The sequence below is a fragment of the Microbulbifer sp. MKSA007 genome (assembly GCA_032615215.1).
GTDB lineage: Bacteria > Pseudomonadota > Gammaproteobacteria > Pseudomonadales > Cellvibrionaceae > Microbulbifer.
The window spans coordinates 326,743-348,620 of the sequence record CP128431.1; the positions used below are offsets into that span (position 1 = coordinate 326,743).

The following is a 21,878-nucleotide window of genomic DNA, read 5'->3' on the forward strand; positions in this document are numbered from 1 at the left end:
ATGGTTGAGATTGCACTTCTTTCCGTTGCAGTTCTCGTTATTCTGCTCACTCTTGGCGTGCCGCTACCCTACTGTTTTGGTGCGGGTTTGATGACCATGTACTTCGCTGGTGACGTCATCATGAAGGGCAACATGCTCTGGGGATTCCAGCAGCTTGGCAACCCGGTTCTGCTTGCTATTCCGCTGTTTGTTCTGGCGGGCACGATTATGAGCGTCAGTGGCATCGCCGCCAGTTTGCTCAACTTCGTCAATATCTTCATCGGCCACCTACGCGGCGGTCTGGGCGTTGTGGCAACCGTCAGCTGTGCACTCATCGGTGCAATCTCCGGCTCCGGCCTCACCGGTGTGGCCGCGATTGGTCCACTTCTTATTCCTGAGATGGAAAAGCAGGGCTACCCACGCGCTTACGCCACAGCACTCATCGCCAACGCTTCTCTGCTTGGCCTGCTGATCCCACCAAGCGTGACCATGATCGTTTATGGCTGGGTAACGGACACTTCCATCCTCGCCTGTTTCCTTGCAACGCTTGGTCCGGGCCTATTGATCATGTCCAGCTTCTCCGTTGTGAACCTGCGTCTGGCGCGCAAGTTTGACCTGAAGCTGGAAGACCGCCCACGTGGCAAAGCCTTTGTGCAGGAAGCCAGCCATCGTGGTTTCAAGGCAACCCCGGCGCTGCTGATGCCAGTCATCATCCTTGGCGGCATCTACGGCGGCATCATGACGCCGACTGAGGCAGCAGCTGTAGCAGTGATCTATGCGATTCCCGTTGGTTTCCTCATTTACCGTGGTCTGGATGCCAAAACATTCCTTGGTGCAGGTAAAGAAGCTGCGACTTCCGTTGGCGCGATCATGCTGATGATCTTGTTCTCCATGATCCTATCTCAGATGTTCGTTCTGGAAAGCGTGCCTCAGGAACTGGTGGAAGCGATCTTCTCCATCACTGAAAACAAGATCCTGCTGCTGATCCTCATCAACATCCTGCTCTTCCTTGTGGGCATGGTGGTGAACGACGTGACCGCGATCATCCTGATTGCTCCGCTGCTTCTGCCTCTCATGGAAGCCATCGGCATCAGCCCGATCCAGTTTGCAGCGATCATGGGCGTGAACACAGCTATGGGCGGTGTGACCCCTCCATACGCTTCGATCCTTTATCTGGGCGCACGCATCGGCAAGGTGCCGGTCACTCAGGTGATCCGCCCGGCCATGATCCTGATCCTGTTTGGCTATCTGCCAGTGGTGTTCCTGACCTCCTTCTGGTCAGACCTGTCTCTCTTCATTCCCCGGCTCTTTGGTTACTGACCCCATCACCAGACAAGAGCCCAAAGCGAGCTGTGGGAGCAGCTCCGATAACAGCAACCTCAGTTGCGATTGAAAACAAAACACAGAGGTGAACTATGATTTTGAAGGCATTGAAAACGACCCTTGCGCTGGCAACCATCATTGGTGGTGTAAGTGCAGCATCTGTCGCTCACGCCAAAACGCTGAAGATCAGCCACATCCGTCCGCAGGGTGCGACTGTTGATTTGGAAGTGAAAGACCTTGCTGAAGAGCTGAAAAAAGCAACCAATGGCGATCTGAAGCTGAAGATCTTCGCAGCAAGCGCACTGGGTGACTACACCACTGTGCAGGAGCGCATTTCCGTTGGCGCAATCGACATGGCTGTCCAGCCGGCAGCAACCGCTGTTGAACGCAAAATGCAGATCAGTGCCTTCCCATATGTGGCAGAGAACTGGGAACAGGCGCAGAAGATCTACGGTCCGGGCGGCGCAATCCATGACGCGATGAAAGAGCTTTATGCCAAGCAGGACATCACCATGCTGGCAGCTTATCCGGTGTACTTCGGCGGTATCGCGCTGAACCGTGACGCTGTTGCTCCTGGTGATCCAAATGCAGACAAAGGCATCAAGGTTCGTGTGCCTGGTATCAAAAGCTTCCAGCTGACAGCAGATGCTCTGGGTTACATCAGCTCCCCAATCCCATTCTCAGAAGCCTTCACCGCTGTTCAGACCGGTGTTGTTGATGGCGTCGTGGGCTCCGGTGCTGAAGGCTACTACGCGTCATTCCGTGATGTTGCGAAGACCTACATCCCGGTGAACACGCACTTCGAAGTCTGGTACCTGATCATCAACTCCGAACGTTTTGAAGGTCTTGACGAAAGCTCCCGCAAAGCTCTCGTAGAAGCAGCAAAAGAGTTTGAAGCCAAGCGTTGGGCTAAAGCAGAGTCCGATCAGGGTGCGTTTGAACAGAAACTGGCAGACTACGGCGCAACCATCGTCAATCTCTCTAACGATGAGCTGGCAGCAGCGGCCAAGAAAGTACGCGCAGACGTATGGCCACAGATTCTGAACGACGTTGGCGCTGACTGGGGTCAGTCCATTCTTGAAAAGATCAAGAACTAAGCACTCAGACCGCTAGGTCTCCAATCGGATCAGGCAGTCTCGTTCCCCCACCGGCCCCGACCCCGGTGTCATCGAATTGCCTGATCCGCCCGGTTTTGGAGGCGTTTGCCTCCCAATTGAAATGTGCCAGTAAAAGGCAGGTCCAATGTTTCGCTCACTGCGCAAAACCGAGACCCCGAATGTCTCCATCACCATAAACGGGCAGGCGGTTCAGGTAGCTGAAGGCTCCAGCCTTTGGGCAGCCATGGCGCTTTCCGGCACAACGCAAACCCGGCTGGCCTCCGTCTCCGGCGATCAGCGCTCCGCTTATTGCGCGATGGGCGTGTGCTTCGAGTGCCTTGTTGAGATTGACGGCATCCCCAACCAACAAGCCTGCCTCACCAAGGTTTCTGAAGGAATGGAAGTTCGCAGTCAGCTGCTGACCGAGCAGTCCATTGCTCCACTTAGTTCAGATGAGGGAGCGCAGCATGACTGAGATTTTTGACCTTGCCATCATCGGCGCTGGCCCCGGCGGCATGTCTGCCGCCTTACAGGCCGCAGAGTTTGGCGCCTCCGTTGTGGTTCTGGACCGGAAGGCAACACCCGGCGGCCAGATCTACCGCGATGTCACACAGAGCCCTCTGTTGGATCCATCCGTTCTGGGTGTTGAATACACTGAGGGCGCAGAGCTGGTGAACGCGTTCCTAGAGGCCGACATTGACCGCCACCAGAACTCAGATGTCTGGCACATTGGCGAGAATGGCGAAGTTCTCTATTCGCAAGACAACCAGACTCGCCGCCTTGTCGCCCGCGAACTCATCATCAGCCCCGGCGCTATGGAGCGTCCGTTCCCAATCGAAGGCTGGCATCTTCCCGGTGTGATGACCGCTGGCAGCGCTCAGGTGATGTTGAAATCGGACGGCATGGTGAAAGACGGTGCCATCTTCGCAGGCACAGGTCCGCTGCTGTACCTGATCGTCGCCCAATACCTACGCCTCGGCGTCACCGTTAATGCCGTCGTGGACACAACACCAGCTGGCGGCGCTGGTCGCGCTTTGCAGCATCTGGGCGGTGCGCTGAGCAAACCAGCTTACCTCATCAAGGGCCTGAAGCTCCTTAACGAGATCCGTAAAGCTGGCGTTCCAGTCTTTCGCCACGCATCCGAGCTGAGCGTTCTTGGAGAAAGCAAGGCCGTTGGCCTGCAGTTCAAACAGGACGGTCGCACACACTCCGTCAACGCTGACCACATCTTCCTGCATCAGGGCGTTATTCCCAACCTCAACATGACCCGCGCTCTTGGTATGGACCATCACTGGTCCGAGCAACAGCTCTGCTGGACGCCGACACTTGACGACTGGGGCCAGAGTTCCATCCCTCACATCGCTGTGGTTGGTGACGCCGCTGGCGTTCAGGGTGCTGAGGCAGCTCGGCACGCAGGTCGTCTGGCTGCGCTGCAAGCCATGCACAAACTTGGCAAGGTGAATAAGTCGGATTTGGAGAGCATGAGTGCGGACCATTTGAAGGCGATGAGTTCGTTCAAAACTTTCCGCCGTTTTCTGGACGCATACTACGCGCCTCCAACACAGCAACGCATTCCAACGCAAAATTCGACGTTGGTATGTAGATGCGAGGAACAGACCGTTGGTCAGCTGCGTGCCGGGTTCGAGCAAGGTGCGAAAGATCCCAATGCTCTCAAGGCGTTAACACGCTGCGGCATGGGTCCGTGTCAAGGCCGTCAGTGCGGACATACGGTCAGCGAGCTGCTGGCGGACTGGCAGAGCAAGCCTGTCTCAGAAGTGGGCTACTATCGCCTGCGCTCGCCGCAAAAGCTGCTAAGTATCGAAGAACTCAGTCATTTTCAGGATGTGCAACCTGCACCAAAACCAGCCGAGGTGTCCGCATGAATTTTGATGCAATCATCATCGGCGGCGGAATCCACGGCAGCGCAACAGCCTATCACCTTGCAAACGCTGGCATAAAAGCTCTGGTGCTGGAAAAAGACTACGTTGGCCGCCATGCCTCCGGCGTAAACGCTGGCGGCGTGCGCTTGCTGGGCCGTGACTTTGCAGAAGTCCCCCTCTCCAAAGAGGCTATGACACGCTGGCAAACGCTGGATCAGGAGCTGGATGCCGACACGGGCTTTCGCTGTCGCAGCCTGATCAACATCGCAATCGATGATGCAGACATGAGCAAAATCAGCAGTCGTATCAACCAGCTAGCAGAGCTGGGTTATGATCACGAAGTCCAGATCGACCAGAAGGAACTGCGCGAACGCCTGCCTCATGTGGCCCCCAACTGCGTCGGCGGCGTCGTCTCTGAGCAAGACGGTTATGCCATCCCCTACAAAGCCACCAGTGCGTACCGATTAGCAGCTGAGCGCGCAGGCGCAATCTTTCATGAAGGCGAGATCCGTGCAGTCTCTACGCCAAATCGGCGACAACTGGCAGGTTAAAACCGACACGGCAACCTATGACGCCGGTATTCTGATCAACTGTTCCGGCGCCTGGGCTGACAAAACCGCTGTTCTGATGGGCGACAATGTCCCCCTCTCGCACAGTGCGCCCATGCTGATGATCACCGCCCGCATGCCACACTTTGCGGGGCCGGTAGTTGGAGCGATCTCACGGCAGCTGTCGTTCAAACAGTTTGAGAACGGAACGGTTCTGATCGGCGGCGGGGCCAAGGGTTTTGCAGACCGCGACAACAACCGCACGACACTGGACTACAAGAAACTCGCACTTGCAGCAGAGACGACTAAGACCTTCTTTCCTATCATGAAAAAGGCCGTCATCAATCGCATGTGGGCTGGATTGGAGGCGTATATGCCAGACAATCTGCCGGTGATCGGCGCAGGGGTGAATGCACGCAACGCCTACCATGCTTTCGGGTTTTCTGCGCATGGTTTTCAGCTTGGACCAATTGTGGGGGATGTTCTCACTCAGTTGATCACCACCGGCAAATCCAGCTTTGATCTGAACCCGTTCCGCATTGATCGCTTTGAGCGCAAGGTGCTCTAACTCTTCAATTTTCCAAGACAACAGGAAGTAAACCAATGACCATTGAACGCGTGGGCTCCAACCACCGCATGAGCAAGATCGTCAAGCACAACGGCACCATCTATCTGTGCGGCCAGACCGCTGCAGATAATCCAAGCTGGGACATTACCGAACAGACCCGGCGCTGTTTGGCAAAGGTTGATGCATTGCTGGAACAAGCTGGCAGCGATCGCAACAAGATCCTGTCCACCACCATTTATGTGCGTGATATGAAGGACTTCGCAGCGATGAATGCGGTTTGGGATGCATGGGTTGCTGATGGCGAGAAACCAGCACGCGCCTGTGTGGAAGCGCGCATGGCGCGTCCGGACATTCTGGTTGAGTTCACTGTGGTTGCTGCGCAGTAAGATCAAGCTGAGCCCGTGGTAACTGCGGGCTCTCTACTTCTGAACGAGGCCTTCTACCATCACTTCCCAGGAAGCCAGAAAGCGCCGTTCCACCTCATTATTGGTGCCTTCAAGACGGCTCAGGATCAGAGTTCCTTCAAACAACTCAACGATAGCTTCGACGATATGCGTCGCATTCGCCTTACGGATCACGCCGTTTTCCATCCCCTCGACAATCTGTTCGCTGATACGGCTACGCAGCAGGCCGAAAAACTTCTTCAACACCACGCGTGCGACGTGGTGCTTGTAAAACTCCACCCAGATTGCCGTCAGTTCTGAGTGCGTTCCAAGGTAAATCAGAGTGGTCACACAGATGGAACGGATGCGTTCCAGCACATCGGCATCAGACTCTGTTTCCTCCTTGATTTGCTCAACAATCTCGTCATCGCACATCTGCAGATACTCAGCCAGAATCTCGTCCTTACTGGCAAAGATGGAGCCAATGCTTTGCTGGGAGAGCCCGGTTTCCTTGGCGATATCCTTGAAGGTGGTGTTGAAATAGCCGTTACGCGCGAAACAACACAAAGAACCTTGAAGAATGATCATACGATCATCCTGCAGTGCAGCCGGAATGTCCTCTCTGCTTTGCTGGGGGCCCTTCATAAACGCTCTCCAAAGTCTCGGTCACGACCCTTCTCTGGTCGCAATACGGCTGATTTCGGCGATTAAAGAAGGACGCTAGCATGTAATCATGGCCCCCGCGCCGGATGATCACGGGCAAGGTTGATACGCTTTTTTCCCGTTCACTAAGCTGAAAGCTTCCTTTGATTTGAGTTTGACGAATTTATGCAAGCTTACAAACTTGTAAAGTTGGTGTCCGGCAGCTGAAAAACTGGCGGGCTACTCCTTGGATGTCCCGGCAATAACGCCCCCCAAGGAGATACACTATGAAAACAATCAGTATTTTGATGAGTTCTGTTCTTTTAACCGTTGCTTCAACTGGTTTTGTCGCTGCTGCTAGCACACCTGCCCCGGAGGCCGACCTTCAGATCAATACACCTTTCATTGTTGCCGATGCCCGCTCCGTTCAGGAGGAACACCGCGCTGAAAAAGCGGGATCCTGCAAAGATTACGACGACTCTTCCGAACACGGTGAAGGGCATGATGAACGCAACGAACACGACGACCGTGATGAGCACGATCGCTACGATGATCATGACGAAGATCGCAACCACGACGATTGCGACCGCCACGATGATGAAGTTGAGCGGGAGCACGAACACGAGCGTTCAAGCCGATCCCACGGCTAATACTTCCCGCGGGTAGTCCCCAACACCACCCGAGGAAGTGCGCATCAACGTTTCCAGACGTTGATGCGCTTTCTTGACCAGATCAACCGGTTCGTGCAAACACAACGTACTGCAGTTACTCAGAGTATCTTATGCGCATTCTCTTGCTGGAAGACGACATCGAAATCGGGACATGGGTTGAAGACGGCCTCTCAAAGGCGGGTCATGTGATTGATTGGGTCAAAGACGGCCACGATGCGTTTTTGAATGCAACCACACGCGAGTATGATGTCATCGTTCTGGACCGCATGACACCGGGTCTTGATGGCCTATCGGTTCTGAAAGCGCTGCGCTCCACCAACAACTCTGTCCCTGTCCTGTTTCTCACCGCGCTTGGTTCCGTCGAAGATCGCGTGGAAGGGTTGGATGCTGGCGGAGATGACTACCTGCCCAAACCCTTTGCATTTTCAGAGCTTTTGGCCCGCGTTTCCGCGCTTGGTCGCCGCCCCAGTACCAACTCAGGCGAAACAACAAGCTGCCTTGAAGTGGAGAAGTTCCGACTCAACTTGCTGAAGCAGCAATGCACCCGAGCAGGACAGCCGGTCCCGCTCAATGCAAAAGAGTTTCGTTTGTTTGAAACCTTCATCCGCAACAAAGGCCGTGTGTTGACCAAGAACATGCTGCTGGAGAAGGTTTGGGACATGAACTTCGACCCAACCAGCAGTGTGGTAGAGACGCATATCAGCCGCCTACGCAGCAAAATCGAAAAGCCGTTTGACATTGAACTCATCCGGACTATTCGCGGGGCAGGGTACATACTGGATGATTAAGTCTCTCAAACACCTCTGGCAAATGTCCGCCTTACGTCAGGCCTTTGCGCTGACACTGGTGTTTCTGGGCGTGCTGCTGGCAACAGGTTTGCTGGCAGATGTTTCCATCCGCGCTAACCTCAACCAAACCATCGACAATGAGTTGCTGGACAAGTTTGATCAGATCAAAACTGATCTAGCTCGTGGAGCAACCTATCAGTCTATTGCCGGCTCTTACCAATCAGAATCCGAGCATTTCAGCGTCGATGAATTCATCAGCTTCAAGTCTGACACTGGCAAGATCTATGGCTATCCGATCCCTGACCTATATGGTGAAACCGGCTTCATAAACCTCGCACCCTATTACTTTCACGAGGACGACGAGGATGAGGAGAGCGGGGAGCATGCGGAATCCGAGACCAGCTGGCGAGCTTATGTGGGCCGCGTTTCCGGTGGCACGCTTGTTGTGGGTGCAAGCCTGCGGACACGAAACCAGCTGCTGAACACGCTGCCCTATGCCTTCCTGTTCAGCGGTGGTGTGATGATGCTGATCACACTTGGTGGTGGCCTCTGGTTTGGCTGGCGGGCGCAGCGTCGTCTCTCCAAAATCACGCATGCTCTCGACCAGATCGCAGCTGGTGATCTGACAACCCGGATCGCCCCTCGGGACTGCAAGGATGACCTCGATATCCTCTCTGTGAAGCTGGACGACACCACGCAGCGGCTGGCAACAACTCTGCAGCAGGTCAGAGACCTTTCCGTCAATATTGCGCATGATCTGAAGACACCCCTTACACGGCTCAGAGCTCAACTGGAGCAGACGCAGGAGCAAAACTTGAAGGGTGTCAGCGATGCTGAGGGCGTTGCTGCTGCACTGAAAAAAACGGATGAACTGCTCGAAGTCTTTGATGCATTGCTGCGCATTTCACGCATCCAGTCAGGTGAAAGAAAGAAGCAGTTTAAGCCACTCAAGCTGGATACACTGGCAAATGAAGTTGCTGAGATCTATCAGGCAGTCATTGAGGAAACAGGCCGATCATTCTCTCTGAAGATCAAAGCGGCGGCTACGATCCATGCTGACCGTGTGCTGCTTATTCAAGCCCTTGCAAACCTCATTGAAAATGCTCTCCGCCATACACCTCAGGACGCAAAGGTCACCCTTTTCGTATCGGGCAACACCATGGGCTTGAGGGACAATGGCCCCGGCATTCCGGAGGAGTTCTATCCACGCGTACTTGAGCCGATGTTTCGAATGGAGAAAAGCCGCAGCACACCGGGCGCAGGGCTGGGTCTGGCATTGGTTAAAGCTATCGCGGATTTGCATCAGGCTGAGTTGATCTTATCTGCACCGACTTCAGGCTCCGGCCTCAGTATCGAGTTTGTTTTCGCAAACGAGCAAGCAGGAGCAAACTGACTCAATCACGGTTCAAAATCGAACTGATTGCCAAACAGTTTGCTCAGTGCGTCATGTCATCTTCCACACCAAATATTTTGGAGAGAGGTGTACTCATGAGCAGCAAGATCCTTCTGATTACCGGTGACTTTGGTGAGGACTACGAAGTCATTGTTCCCTTCATGCTGCTGAAAGCCATTGGTTATGAAGTACATGTTGCCTGCCCTAAAAAGCGGGAGGGGGATACCGTTGCCTCCTCCATTCATGACATCAACAAAAACTACCAGACTGTGACCGAGTGGGAAGGGCACCGCATTAACATCAACGTAGCTCTCGACCACCTCAATCCTGCTGATTACATTGCGCTGGTTCTCCCCGGAGGTCGCTCCTGCGAATACTTACGCACCTATCCGATTGTGCGGGAGGTAACTGCGCATTTCATTACAGAAAACAAACCGATCGCATCCATATGTCGAGGTGTTCAGATCCTGCTGTCTACGGGCCTTTTGAAAGGCAAAACCATGACCGGTAACTTCGTCTGCGAGACGGAAGTTCAGATGGCGGGCAACACCTATGAGAAACTGAACTATGAGGGCGTCGTGGTCGATGGCAACATCGTTTACGGCGTGGAATGGCACGGCCTCTGGGCCTGGATGCAGGCATTCATGGAAAAGCTTGGTGTCTCCATCGAACTGCCGCCTAAGGATGGTCGCGTAAGACCCATTCCCGGAGAAGGCTATACCTATAAAAGTCTCGGTTAGAGCACCGGGTAATTGATGCTCTAACCGATTGGTATCACTTAGCTGTTTGCGTCTGGCAACCGGATGGTGAGAGCCGGGTTGCGCGGGAAGAAGTTCATCGGCTGGATATGGATGGTCTTCCACTCCGTAGACATGACTGGCCAGTCTTCCATACGCGGTACATGATGGAAGCCTGCGGTGAACCAGGTGACCACGTCCTTGTTCATCAAGTCGCGATCCTGTTTCACCCATTCTGCCAGACCATCAGAGCCGTCTGAACCCATGGCCAGCTCACCGCCAGCGTAGCGCTCTTTCGGATCGTAAGCCGTGTTCCACACGCTGTACTCGATGTAACGGTTGCGTACGAATGGTGCATCGTTCTCAAAATCAAACGGTGCGTAAGACACACTGCCGTGATGGATCATGTAGCCCGGCTTGTGACCAAGATACCCGTCCACGTTTCCGTTCATCACCATAAAGGCTTTCGGCTTCATGGAGCTGAGGCGGAAGCGGCCTTCCATCTCGCTTTTCACCGGTGTGTTCTTCACTGTCCAAAGTGAGCGGCGCGGGATGTTGACGGGAGGCTCACCACCAACAATCTCCTGAACCATCATTGTGTTTTCTGGCCCATCGACATCAAAGTCGAGGCGGAAATTGAAATAGTGATCATGGAATGGGGCCACGAGATATGGCGCGATCAGTGAACCATATTTCGTATCTTCTGCAGCAGTTGGATCTGTTAGAGTTTTCGAGGCAACACCCTTCACCGCATCAAGACCAGATGCTCCCACTTTCAGGTAGATGGTGCCATCCTGCTTGAAACGATAGTCGATCAGGTAATCATAGTTGCCAACTTCAGAGGCGGTGCGGATGACCAGTTCTGTTTCTGGGCGACCTTCCGCCGGAACGAACTCCGTTTCTGACTGAGCAAACACCTCGAAGTGACGCCATGCCGGGTTTCCGATGTCCCGCTCAAAGATACAGATTGCGTCAGGGATCTCCAATGGCTGGCCCATATCATCATGGATGAGGGCAGGGAGGAAGGTTGCGTAATCCGGGCAATCCACGTTCTTGCGCAGCGGTGTCAGGAACAAGCCAAAGCCATACTCACCGCTGTCCATATAGGTGCGCCAGTACCAGCCTTCTGATGGGTCCATATAAGGCACAAACACCTCAGAAAGGGAGGCCTGATAGAGCACAGAGCGCCAGTTGTTGCCGTCATTGGCTTTCACTTGCGACAGAACGAGGCCCGGACGTTTGTCGACGCGGTAACGCATCTTCCAGATATCCCAGGTGATCTCGCTGCCATCAATGGAGAAGTTCGGGCCACCTTCCTGACGCAGACGCGCCGGATTGGTTTTGGCTCTCAGTGCAGTGCGTTTGGCGACTTCATCTTCGTTATAGCCCCAATCATCCTCAGGCAGTGGAACAGCGCCTTCATCCAGCACATCCAGCACTTTGCGCTCAGAAAGCTCCACAACAGCCACCAGCCCCTCAACCGGTTTGGCATAGAAATTGGAACTGGTTGGGTTCACGTAACAAGGCACCTTCATCAGGCGCTTGCCTTTCTCGGCATCACTGAAGAAGTTGCCTGCCGTTAGCGGAAGGCAGAACACGTCGTCTGGTGTCAGTCCACGCTTGGCGAGACCTGCGACCATGCGCTCATCTCCCAGCGCGATCTCCATGGCTGACATGAAGTCCGCCAGCATGATCATCGGCTGACCTTCCATCGCAGAACTGCTCTCAACAGTACCCTTGGTGATATTCACCACGGCCTGATGAAACTTGTCGTTTTCCTGAAAATGCACCGTTGCTCTGCGATCAAGGCTCCCATCCGTCGCATTGCTCAGTACGGCCTGTTTATGTGGCTCAAGAAGTTCAATCAGCGGGTAAAGAGTTTTGTCGCTGGCAATACTCGCTTCAATCAGCGTCGCGCGAACCGCGTTAAGCTCATCGCCCGTCAAACCATCCAGTGGATGAAGATCAGCAGCATAGGCCGCCGATGTGAGCATCGAAGCGGCGACGAGCCCCCCAATAGTTTTGAAGTCATTGGTTCCCTCCCAGTGAAAGGGGAGATGAACCCTCCAGCGTCTTCTCCCCCAAATTCCGTCCAGTTAAAGCTTAGGCGAGCAACGATCTTTGAGTCTGCGCATCCTGTGCAATTTACTAGGCATATCGTTTCAGAGCTGGCTCCTTCTGCCGGATCTGCTCAGCAAAATTGCGCGGTGACATGCCAACTTGCGCACGGAAGGCACGGTTAAACGTCGACAAATCACGGAAGCCAAACTCAAAGGCGAGCTGTGAAATTCTGAAGTCTTGTCTGGAATGCAAACGGCGGGACAGCTCCCGCTTAAACCGCCCGACACGCACCTTGGCGATCTGCTCATTGCAGCTCAGGCCATGTTCCCGAAAGAGCCGGTAAATACTGCTGCGTGACATGCTGGAAAGCTTGGAGAGCTCATCGATATTGAAGTTCTCTTCCAATGCGTTGTCATGAATGAGCGAGAGGAGGAGCTGCAGCTTGTCGTAGCCTTCCTGCAAGGTGCCCGTGTCTTCCTCCAGAAATGTTGCACTCACCACATCATGGAAAGCTCCTGACAACAAATGTTGTTTCTGGCTTCCGGGCTGGGCCGACAGCAGCATGTTCAGGTGTGCGTTGATCAGCTGACCAGCGCCTGAAGAGGCGGAGACCTTTCGCCCGCAGGCGTAGGTGGAGTTGAACTGTTTGTGCAGCAGATGGCGGGGGATGTGGATGGAGATCTGGTCCGACCCAAGCTCCCGATTAGCGCGGAAGACTGAGGACTTTACCGAGTCAATCAGTGTCATATCACCGGGGCTAGAGAGCAAGGCTGTCTGACCATTTTGCTCCAGCTCGGCTTCGCCGCGTAATTGAAGGATCAGGAAGTAATAAGCCTCTCCATCCTTGCTGATGTCAGAGGGGCCTCTGGTAATCTCTCTGGCATTGTGCGTGACACGAGCGCAATCTACGTCCCCCAGATGCAGCAGCGAGGCATTTCCGGTCACGCTGCCCGTCTCTGTGTTGGTCACAAAGTGGCCGCAGATTTCGGTCAGCCGTGTGTTCCATTCATCCAGCTCAAATCGACAGGATTGATCTGAAGGTATCTGAATACACACTGGCGCCTCCCCTTACCATGGGGAATGCTAGAAAGAATCTAAACAGCAATCAAGCCAGATATATGCATTTTCCTATAAATGACAGAAATAATCGGTTTTAGCGGCGGGCTCATCATCCGGTCAAGCAATCGATCATTTGACTACATACATATGATTTACTTACATATTTTAGTATGCAAATGTGATCTAGAGATCAAGTTTAGCTGCTACCTCGCTTACTTTTAAACGATGCTTAATTGCAATTCCATGCGATAGAAGCCTATCTATTTTGTAGTCACTCACGTCCCAGCGCCCAGTTGTGGGCGTACTCCTTGAAGGACTTGAAGACAGGGCTCTGGTACTTCTCAGTGTTGTAAACGAGAGAGAACTGCCGGGTCATCTTGTGTTGGAGGGGAAGGATCGACAGGCGACCATCCTGAACAGCTGCGCTGACGGAGTGTCTGGAGAGGACGGCCAGTCCAAGTCCTGCAATCACTGCGTTTACAATCGCCGTAGTGCTGTTGAGCTCAAACGCCTCGGTCCAGTCGTTCAGCTTTGATCCGACTTCCGTCAGAAAATACTCACGCGTCCCTGATCCCGGTTCCCTGAGTACCCAATTGTTGCCTTCCAACGCCTCAAGCGCGAGTGGCTTATCAGCATTGGGGCATTGAGAGGGCGCGCAGATAACCACCATCTCGTCAGTCATCCATGGTTCCACTTTCAATCGCTTGTCGCTGATCTTTGCTTCGATGAACCCGAGATCCAACTCAAAATCCAACAGCATTCGGCAGGTTTTGGTGGAGTTGGAAAGGCTCAGGGATTGATGAAGATATCCGGTGTTTTTGCGGAAATCACCGAGCAAGGTCGGCAGCAGATGATTGCCGATCGTGTAACTGGACCCCACACGCAAATTACCGTTGGTTGCATCCTCGCCCTCAAAGATCTGAGAGATCGCTTCTGCCCGGTCCAACAACTCATCAGCCAGAGGCAGCAAACGGCGCCCTTGCTCGTTTAAGATGAGCTGCTTGTTAGCCCTATCGAACATCTTACGCCCCAGCTGCCGCTCTAACTCCGCAAGCGCCATGGAGATGGCAGACTTGGTCAGGAATAGTTTTTCAGCAGCTGCGGTGATTGAGCCTTCCTGAGTAATAGAAACAAACACTTTAAGCTGACGAAGCGTTATATTCATTCCAATGATACGCCTGTAATTGGGATTACATCATAACATGTTCAATTTATCTGAACATCCTATTCAATATATTCAGATTTTCAGGACATATCAAATCAGCTAGGAACTTGAGTTGCATAGTTTTATTTTTCACCCTCAGGTTACTGGCATTTTCCATGAACACTCTTCGCAGCAAACTGGCACACGTTCCGGCCCCGCTTGGTGGTCTCGCGCTTGGCATAGCAAGTCTCGGCTGGTCACTGGAAAATGCAGGCAACTTTGGAGGAGCCCTACAACTCACAGGCGCATTGATTTCCGGTGTTTTGCTGGTGCTGCTGCTTGGCAAGATCACGCTTGCACACACTGCTATTTTTGAGGATCTGAAGCACCCAGTGGTTGGCAGTGTCCTGCCTACAACAGCTATGGCACTGATGATCGTTTCCTATGCCATCGCGCAGTATAGTTTCGCTGTCGGGCAAATGCTTTGGCTACTGGGAATCGCACTCCATCTCACATTCCTGTGTGCCTTCACATATCATCGGGTGAAGAACTTCAACCTTCAGCACATGGTGCCAAGCTGGTTTGTTCCGCCGGTCGGTATCATTGTTGCAGCGGTCTCATTTCCGGGCGGGGTGTTTGAAGGCTTTGCCAATGCGTTGCTTTGGTTCGGTCTGGTTGCTTATGCCATCATGCTACCGATGATGCTCTATCGGTTGATCTTCCATCCGGAAGTGCCGGATGCAGCAAAGCCAACCATTGCTATTCTGGCAGCCCCCGCGAGTCTCTCATTAGCAGGCTACCTGACACTCACCCAAAACCCATCTCCGATCATGGTTGCGGTTTTAGGTGGCATTGCGGTTGCGATGACAGCATTGATTTATCTGTCCTTCCTGCGCTTGTTCCGCCTGCCATTCTCTCCGGGTTTTTCAGCCTTCACATTCCCGCTGGTGATTGGCGCAACAGCCCTTTTCAAAACCGTGACGTGGATGGAAGGCCTTGGGGCGAATGCCAGCCTTGTTGCGCAGATCAGAGCGCTGGCACATATCGAGCTCTATGTGGCCGCAGCCGTCGTTCTTTATGTGAGCTTTAAATACCTGACATTCTTCGCACCGGCCCTGATGCCAGCACGCGTCACCGAGCAGCAGCCCAACTAACTGGACTTGCTGAACATCTTGGTTTTGTCGAACAGGCTCTCGAGCGTGTTCATACGCTCCTTGGTGATCTCCCAGGTAGAAGTCGTCATCGCTTCAATCATGGCTTCCAGAATGAACATGATCACCACCGTGCTATCCCAGGCCGATGGCGCTTCGATGCGGGCGTTGAACACATACTCTGCATTAACCGCTGCTGGTGACGTCCACTGATCTGTAAACACAATCACCACAACGCCCCGTTCGCGGGCCAGATCCACAAAACGCAGGATGTCGTGCTCGTATCGGCGGATATCGAACACAACCACCACATCTCCCTCTTTCATATTCAGAAGGTAATGCGGCCATGTATTGGAGTTGGACGCAATGGCGATCACATCGTCGCGGATCACCTGCAAGTGCGTGAAGAAGTAATCTGAAAGCGCGCGGGTGATACGGCCCCCAACAATGTGGACAGCTCGTTCACGATCTGTGAGCAAACGCACGGCCTGATCAAAGTCCTGCGGGTCAATTTGCTGTAAGGTTTGTTTCAGATTGTCGATGACAGCGTCTGCGAACCTGTTCAGAATATGTGCATCGGGTGCATTTCGGGTCCAGCGCTCCTGTTTGGAGATCGGGTTGGAAATGGTCTCTTCCACCTCTGATCGCAGAGCGGCCTGCAACTCAGAAAATCCTGCAAAACCAATCTTTTGCGCCATTCTGACAACGGTTGGACCAGAAACATTTGCCGATTTTGCAAGCTCTGAAACACTGCCCAGCCCGCTGACTGGATAATTTGCAAGCAGAGAGACAGCCAACTGGCGCTCCGCACGAGTTAACCCATTAAAATATCCGCGTAATTTTTCTGCAACGGTCTGTTCATTTGGGTCTCGCACGTCTCTCACCTGCCTCATGTATGTATATTTGCCTAGTTTTTAGGCTTTGTGAAACGTTCCATTCAGATTAGTCTCTTTCGAAACGTTTCTTTCAGAATCTCTTTTACGAATAAAAAGACTGAAAGTACAAGGAAAAACAAGATGCATCGGGGGGACTGTTCTTGTCTGAAGTCAAAATTGACCAGATAGAATCTGTTGGCAACGACATTGTTGAAACGATCAATACAGGAGGAGCAGCTCCGATTGTGTTGGTCTGCGAACACGCATCTAAGTTTATTCCTGCATACCTTGATGGCCTTGGTCTAAGCGAAGAAGCTGCAAGCAGCCATGCAGCCTGGGATCCGGGAGCTCTGGCAGTCGCCAAACTCCTGTCCACCAGACTGAACGCGCCCCTAGTCGCTCAACGAGTATCGCGCCTCGTTTATGATTGTAACCGCCCACCGGAGGCCCCAAGCGCCATGCCGGAAAAGAGCGAAATCTTTGAGGTGCCGGGCAATGTCTCTTTGAGTGATGAACAGCGTCTGGACCGGGTCAACAAGTATTACCGTCCCTTCCAAGCCGAAGTGAAACAGGTGATTGATGCCAAGCAGGCCTCCGGCCAGTTGCCGGTGATGATCACCATCCACTCGTTCACCCCGGTTTACAACGGCAAGAAACGCGCCGTGGAAGTGGGTGTTCTGCACGACAGCGACACACGCTTTGCTGATGCGCTGCTGAACGCACTGTGCCCGTCAGATCTCTACGACATACAAAGAAACGAACCGTATGGGCCAGAAGACGGGGTTACGCATACCCTTGTTTCTCAGGCACAATCCCGCGGCCTGCTAAACGTTATGATTGAGGTACGCAACGACCTTATCGCTAAACGAGCAGACCAGGAGCAAGTTGCAGAGTTGTTGGGAGAGGCAATTCTGCAAGTCCTGCCACAGTTTAGCGCTGAAACAGCTGTGAGCGGGCAGGGGGCAACAACAAAAGCAAGGGCAGCAGATTAAAATGCCAAGGGGAATAGTTGTTTTCGTCAGATGGGTTGACTGGATCAACAAATATGTTGGCCGGTTTGCCATGTACCTCATCTTCGTGATGCTGGGAGTGCTTTTGTACTCCTCCATCGCCAAGACCTTTTTCGCACCACCACTCTGGACGCTGGAAACAGCGCAGTTCACCATGGCCGCCTACTACCTGCTGGGTGGCGCATATTCCATGCAGATGCAATCCCACGTGCGCATGGATCTGTTTTACGGAAGCTGGTCTCCACGACGGAAGGCCATCATGGATGTGATGACCATCCTGCTTCTGATTTTCTACCTCATCTTCCTCCTTTATGGCGGCCTTTCCTCATTGGAATACGCCATCAAATACAGTGAGGAAAGCTATTCGGCATGGGCGCCTCCGATGGCCCCGATCAAAGCCGTAATGTGTTTTGGAATTTTCTTGATGCTGCTTCAGGCAATCGCGACGTTCTTTAAGGACTTGGCCGCAGCCCTTGGGAGACCTGCGCCATGAGTTATGAACTGATCGCCATTTTGATGTTCTCCAGCATGATGCTGATGCTCCTCACCGGGCAACGCGTTTTTGCTGCAATTGGTTCCGTTGCTGTTATCGCCGCTCTGCTTCTGTGGGGTGATGGCGGCTCCGAAATTGCCTTCTCCGCCAGTATGAAGCTGATGAAGTGGTACCCGCTCCTCACGCTGCCACTGTTCATTTTCATGGGCTATATGCTCTCTGAGTCAGGCATCGCGGAAGATCTTTATAAGATGTTCCATGTCTGGACAGGTGGCCTGCATGGTGGATTGGCCATCGGCACAGTCGGCCTCATGGTGATGATTTCCGCCATGAACGGTCTGTCTGTGGCCGGTATGGCCATCGGTGCAACCATCGCTCTGCCAGAACTGCTGCGACGCGGTTATGACAAGGTGATGGTGACCGGTGTTATTCAGGCTGGTTCTTCACTGGGCATTCTCGTGCCGCCAAGTGTGGTTCTGGTCCTGTACGGCATGATTGCCCGTCAGCCAGTGGGCAAACTGTGGCTCGCTGGTGCTATTCCGGGTCTGCTGCTGGCAGGTCTGTTTATCCTGTACATCGTCATCCGCTGCCGCCTTCAGCCAGAACTGGGTCCAACCCTTTCTGAGGAAGAGCGCAAGGAGATCACATGGGGTGAAAAGATCAGCCTGCTGAAGGCTGGTGTGATCCCGCTGTTCATCTTCTTTGCAATGACAGGCCTGTTCTTAATGGGCGTGACCAGCCTTGTAGAAAGCTCCGCAGTTGGCGCAACGGCTGCAACACTAGCGGCATGGTTCAAAGGACGCCTGTCATTTCGCCTACTTCACATCACCACTGAAAAGACACTGCAGATCAGCTGTATGTTCATGTGGATCATTCTGGCAGCACTGGCCTTTGGCGCTGTATTTGACGGTTTGGGCGCTGTGCGGGCGATTGAGAACTTCTTCGTGGGTGATCTGGGCCTTAGCCCATGGGAGATCCTTCTGCTAATGCAGCTCTCCTACATCGTGATGGGCATGTTCCTGGATGACACCGCCATGCTGGTGATCGTGGCACCGCTTTACGTGCCACTGGTGAAAATCCTCGGCTTCGATCTTGTCTGGTACGGCGTGCTTTACACCATCACCTGTCAGATCGCCTACATGACACCGCCATTCGGCTACAACCTGTTCCTGATGCGCGCCATGGCGCCGCCGGAAATCTCACTGACAGACATCTACAAGTCCATCATTCCATTCGTGGCAATCATGGTGTTTGGCTTGGGTCTGGTGACGGTCTTCCCGCAAATCGCGCTCTGGCTGCCGAACCTTTATTACGCACGCTGACATGAGGAGACCTTACCAGCGTAACCATTGAAGTAATGCAAGAATTCCGGATGGAGACAGATAAAAATCACACCCCTCGCAATAAAAAGTCCACCGGTACTGAGGGATCCAGAAATTCATATTCCAAGGGGAATTGAGTATGACGAATAGACGTGATTTTCTTAAGAAAGCCGGTTTGACAACCGTCGCAGCTGCTGGTGCATCTACCCTTGCAGCACCGGCTGTTCATGCTGCGGGCCGCCCAATCAAGTGGCGCCTTCAGACATACGCAGGTGCAGCGCTTGCACAGCACGTGATCAAGCCATCTATTGATGCCTTCAACAAGGCAGCAAATGGTGAAATGGAGATCGAGCTGTACTATGCTGACCAGCTGGTACCAACTGGTGAACTTTTTCGCGCCATGCAGCGTGGTACCATTGATGCTGTGCAGTCAGATGATGACTCCATTGCAGCACCAGTAGATGTATCTGTTTTCGGTGGCTATTTCCCATTCGCTTCCCGCTACAGCCTCGATGTTCCAGCCCTGTTCAACCACTGGGGCCTGAAAGAGATCTGGGAAGAAGCTTATGGCGAAGTAGAAGGCGTCAAGTGGCTTTCCGCTGGTGCCTGGGATCCTTGTCACTTCGCGACCAAAGACCCGATCCGCAGCCTTGCAGACCTCAAGGGCAAGCGCGTCTTCACCTTCCCAACGGCTGGTAAGTTCCTGACACGCTTCGGCGTTGTTCCGGTCACCCTGCCATGGGAAGACATTGAAGTTGCAATGCAGACCGGCGAACTGGACGGTATTGCATGGTCAGGCATCACCGAGGACTACACTGTAGGCTGGGCTGATGTGACCAACTACTTCCTCACCAACAACATCTCCGGCGCATGGGCTGGTTCTTACTTCGCAAACGAAGAGCGTTGGAACGAACTGCCAGACCACCTGAAGACCCTCTTCAACCTGTGCATGGACAGCTCTCACTACTACCGCCAGCACTGGTACTGGGCAGGTGAAGCGAAGCTACGCACGCAGGGTGAAAAGCTGGAGCTGACCTCTATTCCTGATGAAGAGTGGGCAACTGTGGAAGCAGAAGCACTCAAGTTCTGGGACGAGATTGCAGCCAAGTCCGAGCGCAATGCGCGCGTTGTTAAGATCCTGAAGGAATACAACGCAGCAATGGCCAAAGCCGGACGTCCTTACCGCTACGGTTAAGCTGAGTATCCAAGAAAGGTCAGCCCGGTTTCCGGGCTGGCCAAGCCACACAGTGAGTAAGCAGTGTCGGTGATGCCATGCAGGAGAGGCGAGGGCATCCGCCGCTTTAACAGGGTCCTCGGGGAACAGGTATGTTGCGAGAAGAAACCAAAAAGACACGTAGAACCGGAAAACTGACCCTCGACGAGCTTCGCGAGCTGGTCGATGCCGGTGAGATTGACACAGTGATTGCAGCACAGGTGGACATGCAAGGCCGCTTGATGGGCAAGCGTTTTCAGGCAGAGTTCTTCGTAAACAGTGCCTGGGAAGAGACCCACAGCTGCAACTATCTGCTTGCAACCGATATGGAGATGGCCACTCCGGACGGCTACAAGGCCACAAGCTGGGAAGCAGGCTATGGCGATTACGTCATGAAGCCAGACCTTGCCACCTTGCGCGTAATTCCGTGGCTGGAAGGCACCGCACTTGTTCTGTGTGATGTGCTGGACCACCACACCCACAAAGAGGTTCCGCATTCTCCACGCGCCATTTTGAAACGCCAGGTCGACCGCCTCGAAGGCATGGGCATGACCGCGAACATGGCGACAGAACTGGAGTTCTTCCTCTTTAAAGAAAGTTTTGAAGAAGCCCATTCAAAGGGTTACCGCGGAATGTCTCCGATTTCCGCCTATAACGAAGACTATCATATCTTCCAGACCACCAAGGAAGAGAACGTGATGCGTGCCATCCGCAACGGTCTCAATGGTGCTGACATTCCGGTCGAATGCTCCAAAGGTGAAGCTGATGCCGGTCAGGAAGAGATCAACGTCCGCTATTCCGACGCGCTGACCATGGCTGACCGTCATTCCATCATCAAAAACGGATGTAAAGAGATCGCCTGGCAGCAGGGCCAGAGCGTGAGCTTCATGGCCAAATGGAACTATGATGCAGCTGGCAGCTCTTCTCACGTGCACCAGTCTCTGTGGGGCAAGGATGGCGAGTCGCTGTTCTACGATCCAGCTGGTGAGTATGGCATGTCCAAAATGATGCGCCATTATCTGGCAGGTCTTTTGAAGCACGCTGATGCGATCACCTACTTCCTCGCGCCAAACATCAACTCCTACAAACGCTTTGCAGCTGGCACGTTTGCGCCGACCAAAGCGATCTGGAGCATGGACAACCGCACCGCGGGTTACCGCGTGTGTGGTGATGGCACCAAAGCCGTGCGTGTTGAGTGCCGCGTTGGTGGGGCAGATCTGAACCCATATCTGGCGATGGCCGCTCTTTTGGCTGCTGGCATTGACGGCATCGAGAAGGAAATGGAGCTGGAGCCTGAGTTCAGAGGCGATGCCTATGGCGGTGAAGGTGCGCGCGAAATTCCAACAACCCTGCGCGATGCCGCAGTTGCAATGAAATCCTCCGAAATGCTTCGCGATGCATTTGGTGGCGATGTGGTTGATCACTACGCACATGCCGCCAAGATCGAGCAGGATGAATATGACCGCCGTGTAACTGATTGGGAGGTTGCACGCGGATTTGAACGGGCCTGATGTGAACAGCAATTGCTGTGAATGATGAGT

Annotated in this window: 20 protein-coding genes and 1 pseudogene; 16 read left to right on the forward strand and 5 right to left on the reverse strand. The window is 53.5% G+C overall.

The features are described 5' to 3' along the window. From QT397_01360 to QT397_01385, 6 genes and pseudogenes are all read left to right on the forward strand, one after another. Positions 1–1,299 carry a TRAP transporter large permease gene (locus QT397_01360; GenBank protein ID WNZ53683.1) on the forward strand — a complete coding sequence of 433 codons (1,299 nt, stop codon included), beginning with the start codon at positions 1–3 and terminating at the stop codon, positions 1,297–1,299. A gap of 95 nt (positions 1,300–1,394) precedes the next feature. After that, positions 1,395–2,399, forward strand: coding sequence for a TRAP transporter substrate-binding protein DctP (dctP, locus tag QT397_01365; GenBank protein WNZ53684.1), 1,005 nt, complete (start codon positions 1,395–1,397; stop codon positions 2,397–2,399). 145 nt (positions 2,400–2,544) lie between these two features. Then, positions 2,545–2,874, forward strand: coding sequence for a (2Fe-2S)-binding protein (locus QT397_01370; protein WNZ53685.1), 330 nt, complete (start codon positions 2,545–2,547; stop codon positions 2,872–2,874). Continuing rightward, a complete protein-coding gene (locus tag QT397_01375) occupies positions 2,867–4,282 on the forward strand; it encodes an NAD(P)/FAD-dependent oxidoreductase (protein WNZ53686.1) in 1,416 nt (471 codons plus the stop codon). The genes QT397_01370 and QT397_01375 overlap by 8 nt, the downstream gene beginning before the upstream one ends. Continuing rightward, positions 4,279–5,395 (forward strand): annotated as a pseudogene (locus QT397_01380) (FAD-binding oxidoreductase). The gene QT397_01375 and the pseudogene QT397_01380 overlap by 4 nt, the downstream one beginning before the upstream one ends. Positions 5,396–5,430: 35 nt before the next feature. After that, positions 5,431–5,781 carry a RidA family protein gene (locus QT397_01385; protein ID WNZ53687.1) on the forward strand — a complete coding sequence of 117 codons (351 nt, stop codon included), beginning with the start codon at positions 5,431–5,433 and terminating at the stop codon, positions 5,779–5,781. Between the two features lie 33 nt (positions 5,782–5,814). Here QT397_01385 and QT397_01390 read toward each other — a convergent pair whose 3' ends face one another. Beyond that, positions 5,815–6,423, reverse strand: a complete 609-nt coding sequence (locus QT397_01390; GenBank protein WNZ53688.1) for a TetR/AcrR family transcriptional regulator — start codon at positions 6,421–6,423, stop codon at positions 5,815–5,817. A 284-nt stretch (positions 6,424–6,707) separates the two neighbouring features. On the opposite strand from QT397_01390, the gene QT397_01395 reads away from it, so the two are divergent. From QT397_01395 to QT397_01410, 4 genes are all read left to right on the forward strand, one after another. Next, entirely contained in the window at positions 6,708–7,070 is a 363-nt protein-coding gene (locus QT397_01395; GenBank protein WNZ53689.1) for a hypothetical protein, read from the forward strand. Positions 7,071–7,201: 131 nt separating this feature from the next. Then, positions 7,202–7,879, forward strand: a complete 678-nt coding sequence (locus QT397_01400) for a response regulator transcription factor (protein WNZ53690.1) — start codon at positions 7,202–7,204, stop codon at positions 7,877–7,879. Continuing rightward, the gene (locus tag QT397_01405) at positions 7,872–9,272 is read left to right on the forward strand and encodes a HAMP domain-containing sensor histidine kinase (protein WNZ53691.1); all 1,401 of its coding nucleotides are present in this window, start codon (positions 7,872–7,874) and stop codon (positions 9,270–9,272) included. Before QT397_01400 ends, QT397_01405 begins: the two co-directional genes overlap by 8 nt. A gap of 95 nt (positions 9,273–9,367) precedes the next feature. After that, positions 9,368–10,012, forward strand: coding sequence for a DJ-1/PfpI family protein (locus tag QT397_01410; GenBank protein WNZ53692.1), 645 nt, complete (start codon positions 9,368–9,370; stop codon positions 10,010–10,012). Positions 10,013–10,050: 38 nt separating this feature from the next. On the opposite strand, the gene QT397_01415 is transcribed toward QT397_01410, so the two are convergent. From QT397_01415 to QT397_01425, 3 genes are all read right to left on the reverse strand, one after another. Further along, positions 10,051–12,003 (reverse strand): hypothetical protein, encoded by a 1,953-nt coding sequence (locus tag QT397_01415; protein WNZ53693.1) that lies wholly within the window; start codon positions 12,001–12,003, stop codon positions 10,051–10,053. 154 nt (positions 12,004–12,157) lie between these two features. Then, the gene (locus QT397_01420) at positions 12,158–13,126 is read right to left on the reverse strand and encodes a helix-turn-helix domain-containing protein (GenBank protein WNZ53694.1); all 969 of its coding nucleotides are present in this window, start codon (positions 13,124–13,126) and stop codon (positions 12,158–12,160) included. Positions 13,127–13,400: 274 nt separating this feature from the next. Next, entirely contained in the window at positions 13,401–14,294 is an 894-nt protein-coding gene (locus QT397_01425) for a LysR substrate-binding domain-containing protein (protein ID WNZ53695.1), read from the reverse strand. Positions 14,295–14,449: 155 nt separating this feature from the next. Here QT397_01425 and QT397_01430 point away from each other — a divergent pair, with 155 nt between their 5' ends. Continuing rightward, positions 14,450–15,427 (forward strand): TDT family transporter, encoded by a 978-nt coding sequence (locus tag QT397_01430; GenBank protein WNZ53696.1) that lies wholly within the window; start codon positions 14,450–14,452, stop codon positions 15,425–15,427. Here the strand turns inward: QT397_01430 and QT397_01435 are convergent. After that, positions 15,424–16,299, reverse strand: coding sequence for a MurR/RpiR family transcriptional regulator (locus QT397_01435; protein WNZ53697.1), 876 nt, complete (start codon positions 16,297–16,299; stop codon positions 15,424–15,426). The genes QT397_01430 and QT397_01435 overlap by 4 nt on opposite strands. Positions 16,300–16,544: 245 nt before the next feature. On the opposite strand from QT397_01435, the gene QT397_01440 reads away from it, so the two are divergent. The 5 genes from QT397_01440 to QT397_01460 all read left to right on the forward strand — a co-directional run bounded on the left by QT397_01440 (position 16,545) and on the right by QT397_01460 (position 21,848). Next, positions 16,545–17,291 (forward strand): N-formylglutamate amidohydrolase, encoded by a 747-nt coding sequence (locus tag QT397_01440; protein ID WNZ53698.1) that lies wholly within the window; start codon positions 16,545–16,547, stop codon positions 17,289–17,291. A 1-nt stretch (position 17,292) separates the two neighbouring features. Then, the gene (locus QT397_01445) at positions 17,293–17,802 is read left to right on the forward strand and encodes a TRAP transporter small permease subunit (GenBank protein WNZ53699.1); all 510 of its coding nucleotides are present in this window, start codon (positions 17,293–17,295) and stop codon (positions 17,800–17,802) included. Next, positions 17,799–19,124, forward strand: coding sequence for a TRAP transporter large permease subunit (locus QT397_01450; protein WNZ53700.1), 1,326 nt, complete (start codon positions 17,799–17,801; stop codon positions 19,122–19,124). The genes QT397_01445 and QT397_01450 overlap by 4 nt, the downstream gene beginning before the upstream one ends. Positions 19,125–19,263: 139 nt before the next feature. Then, complete coding sequence (locus QT397_01455) at positions 19,264–20,319, forward strand: TRAP transporter substrate-binding protein (GenBank protein ID WNZ53701.1); 1,056 nt, start codon at positions 19,264–19,266, stop codon at positions 20,317–20,319. A 131-nt stretch (positions 20,320–20,450) separates the two neighbouring features. Further along, entirely contained in the window at positions 20,451–21,848 is a 1,398-nt protein-coding gene (locus tag QT397_01460) for a glutamine synthetase family protein (protein ID WNZ53702.1), read from the forward strand. Positions 21,849–21,878 lie beyond the last annotated feature (30 nt).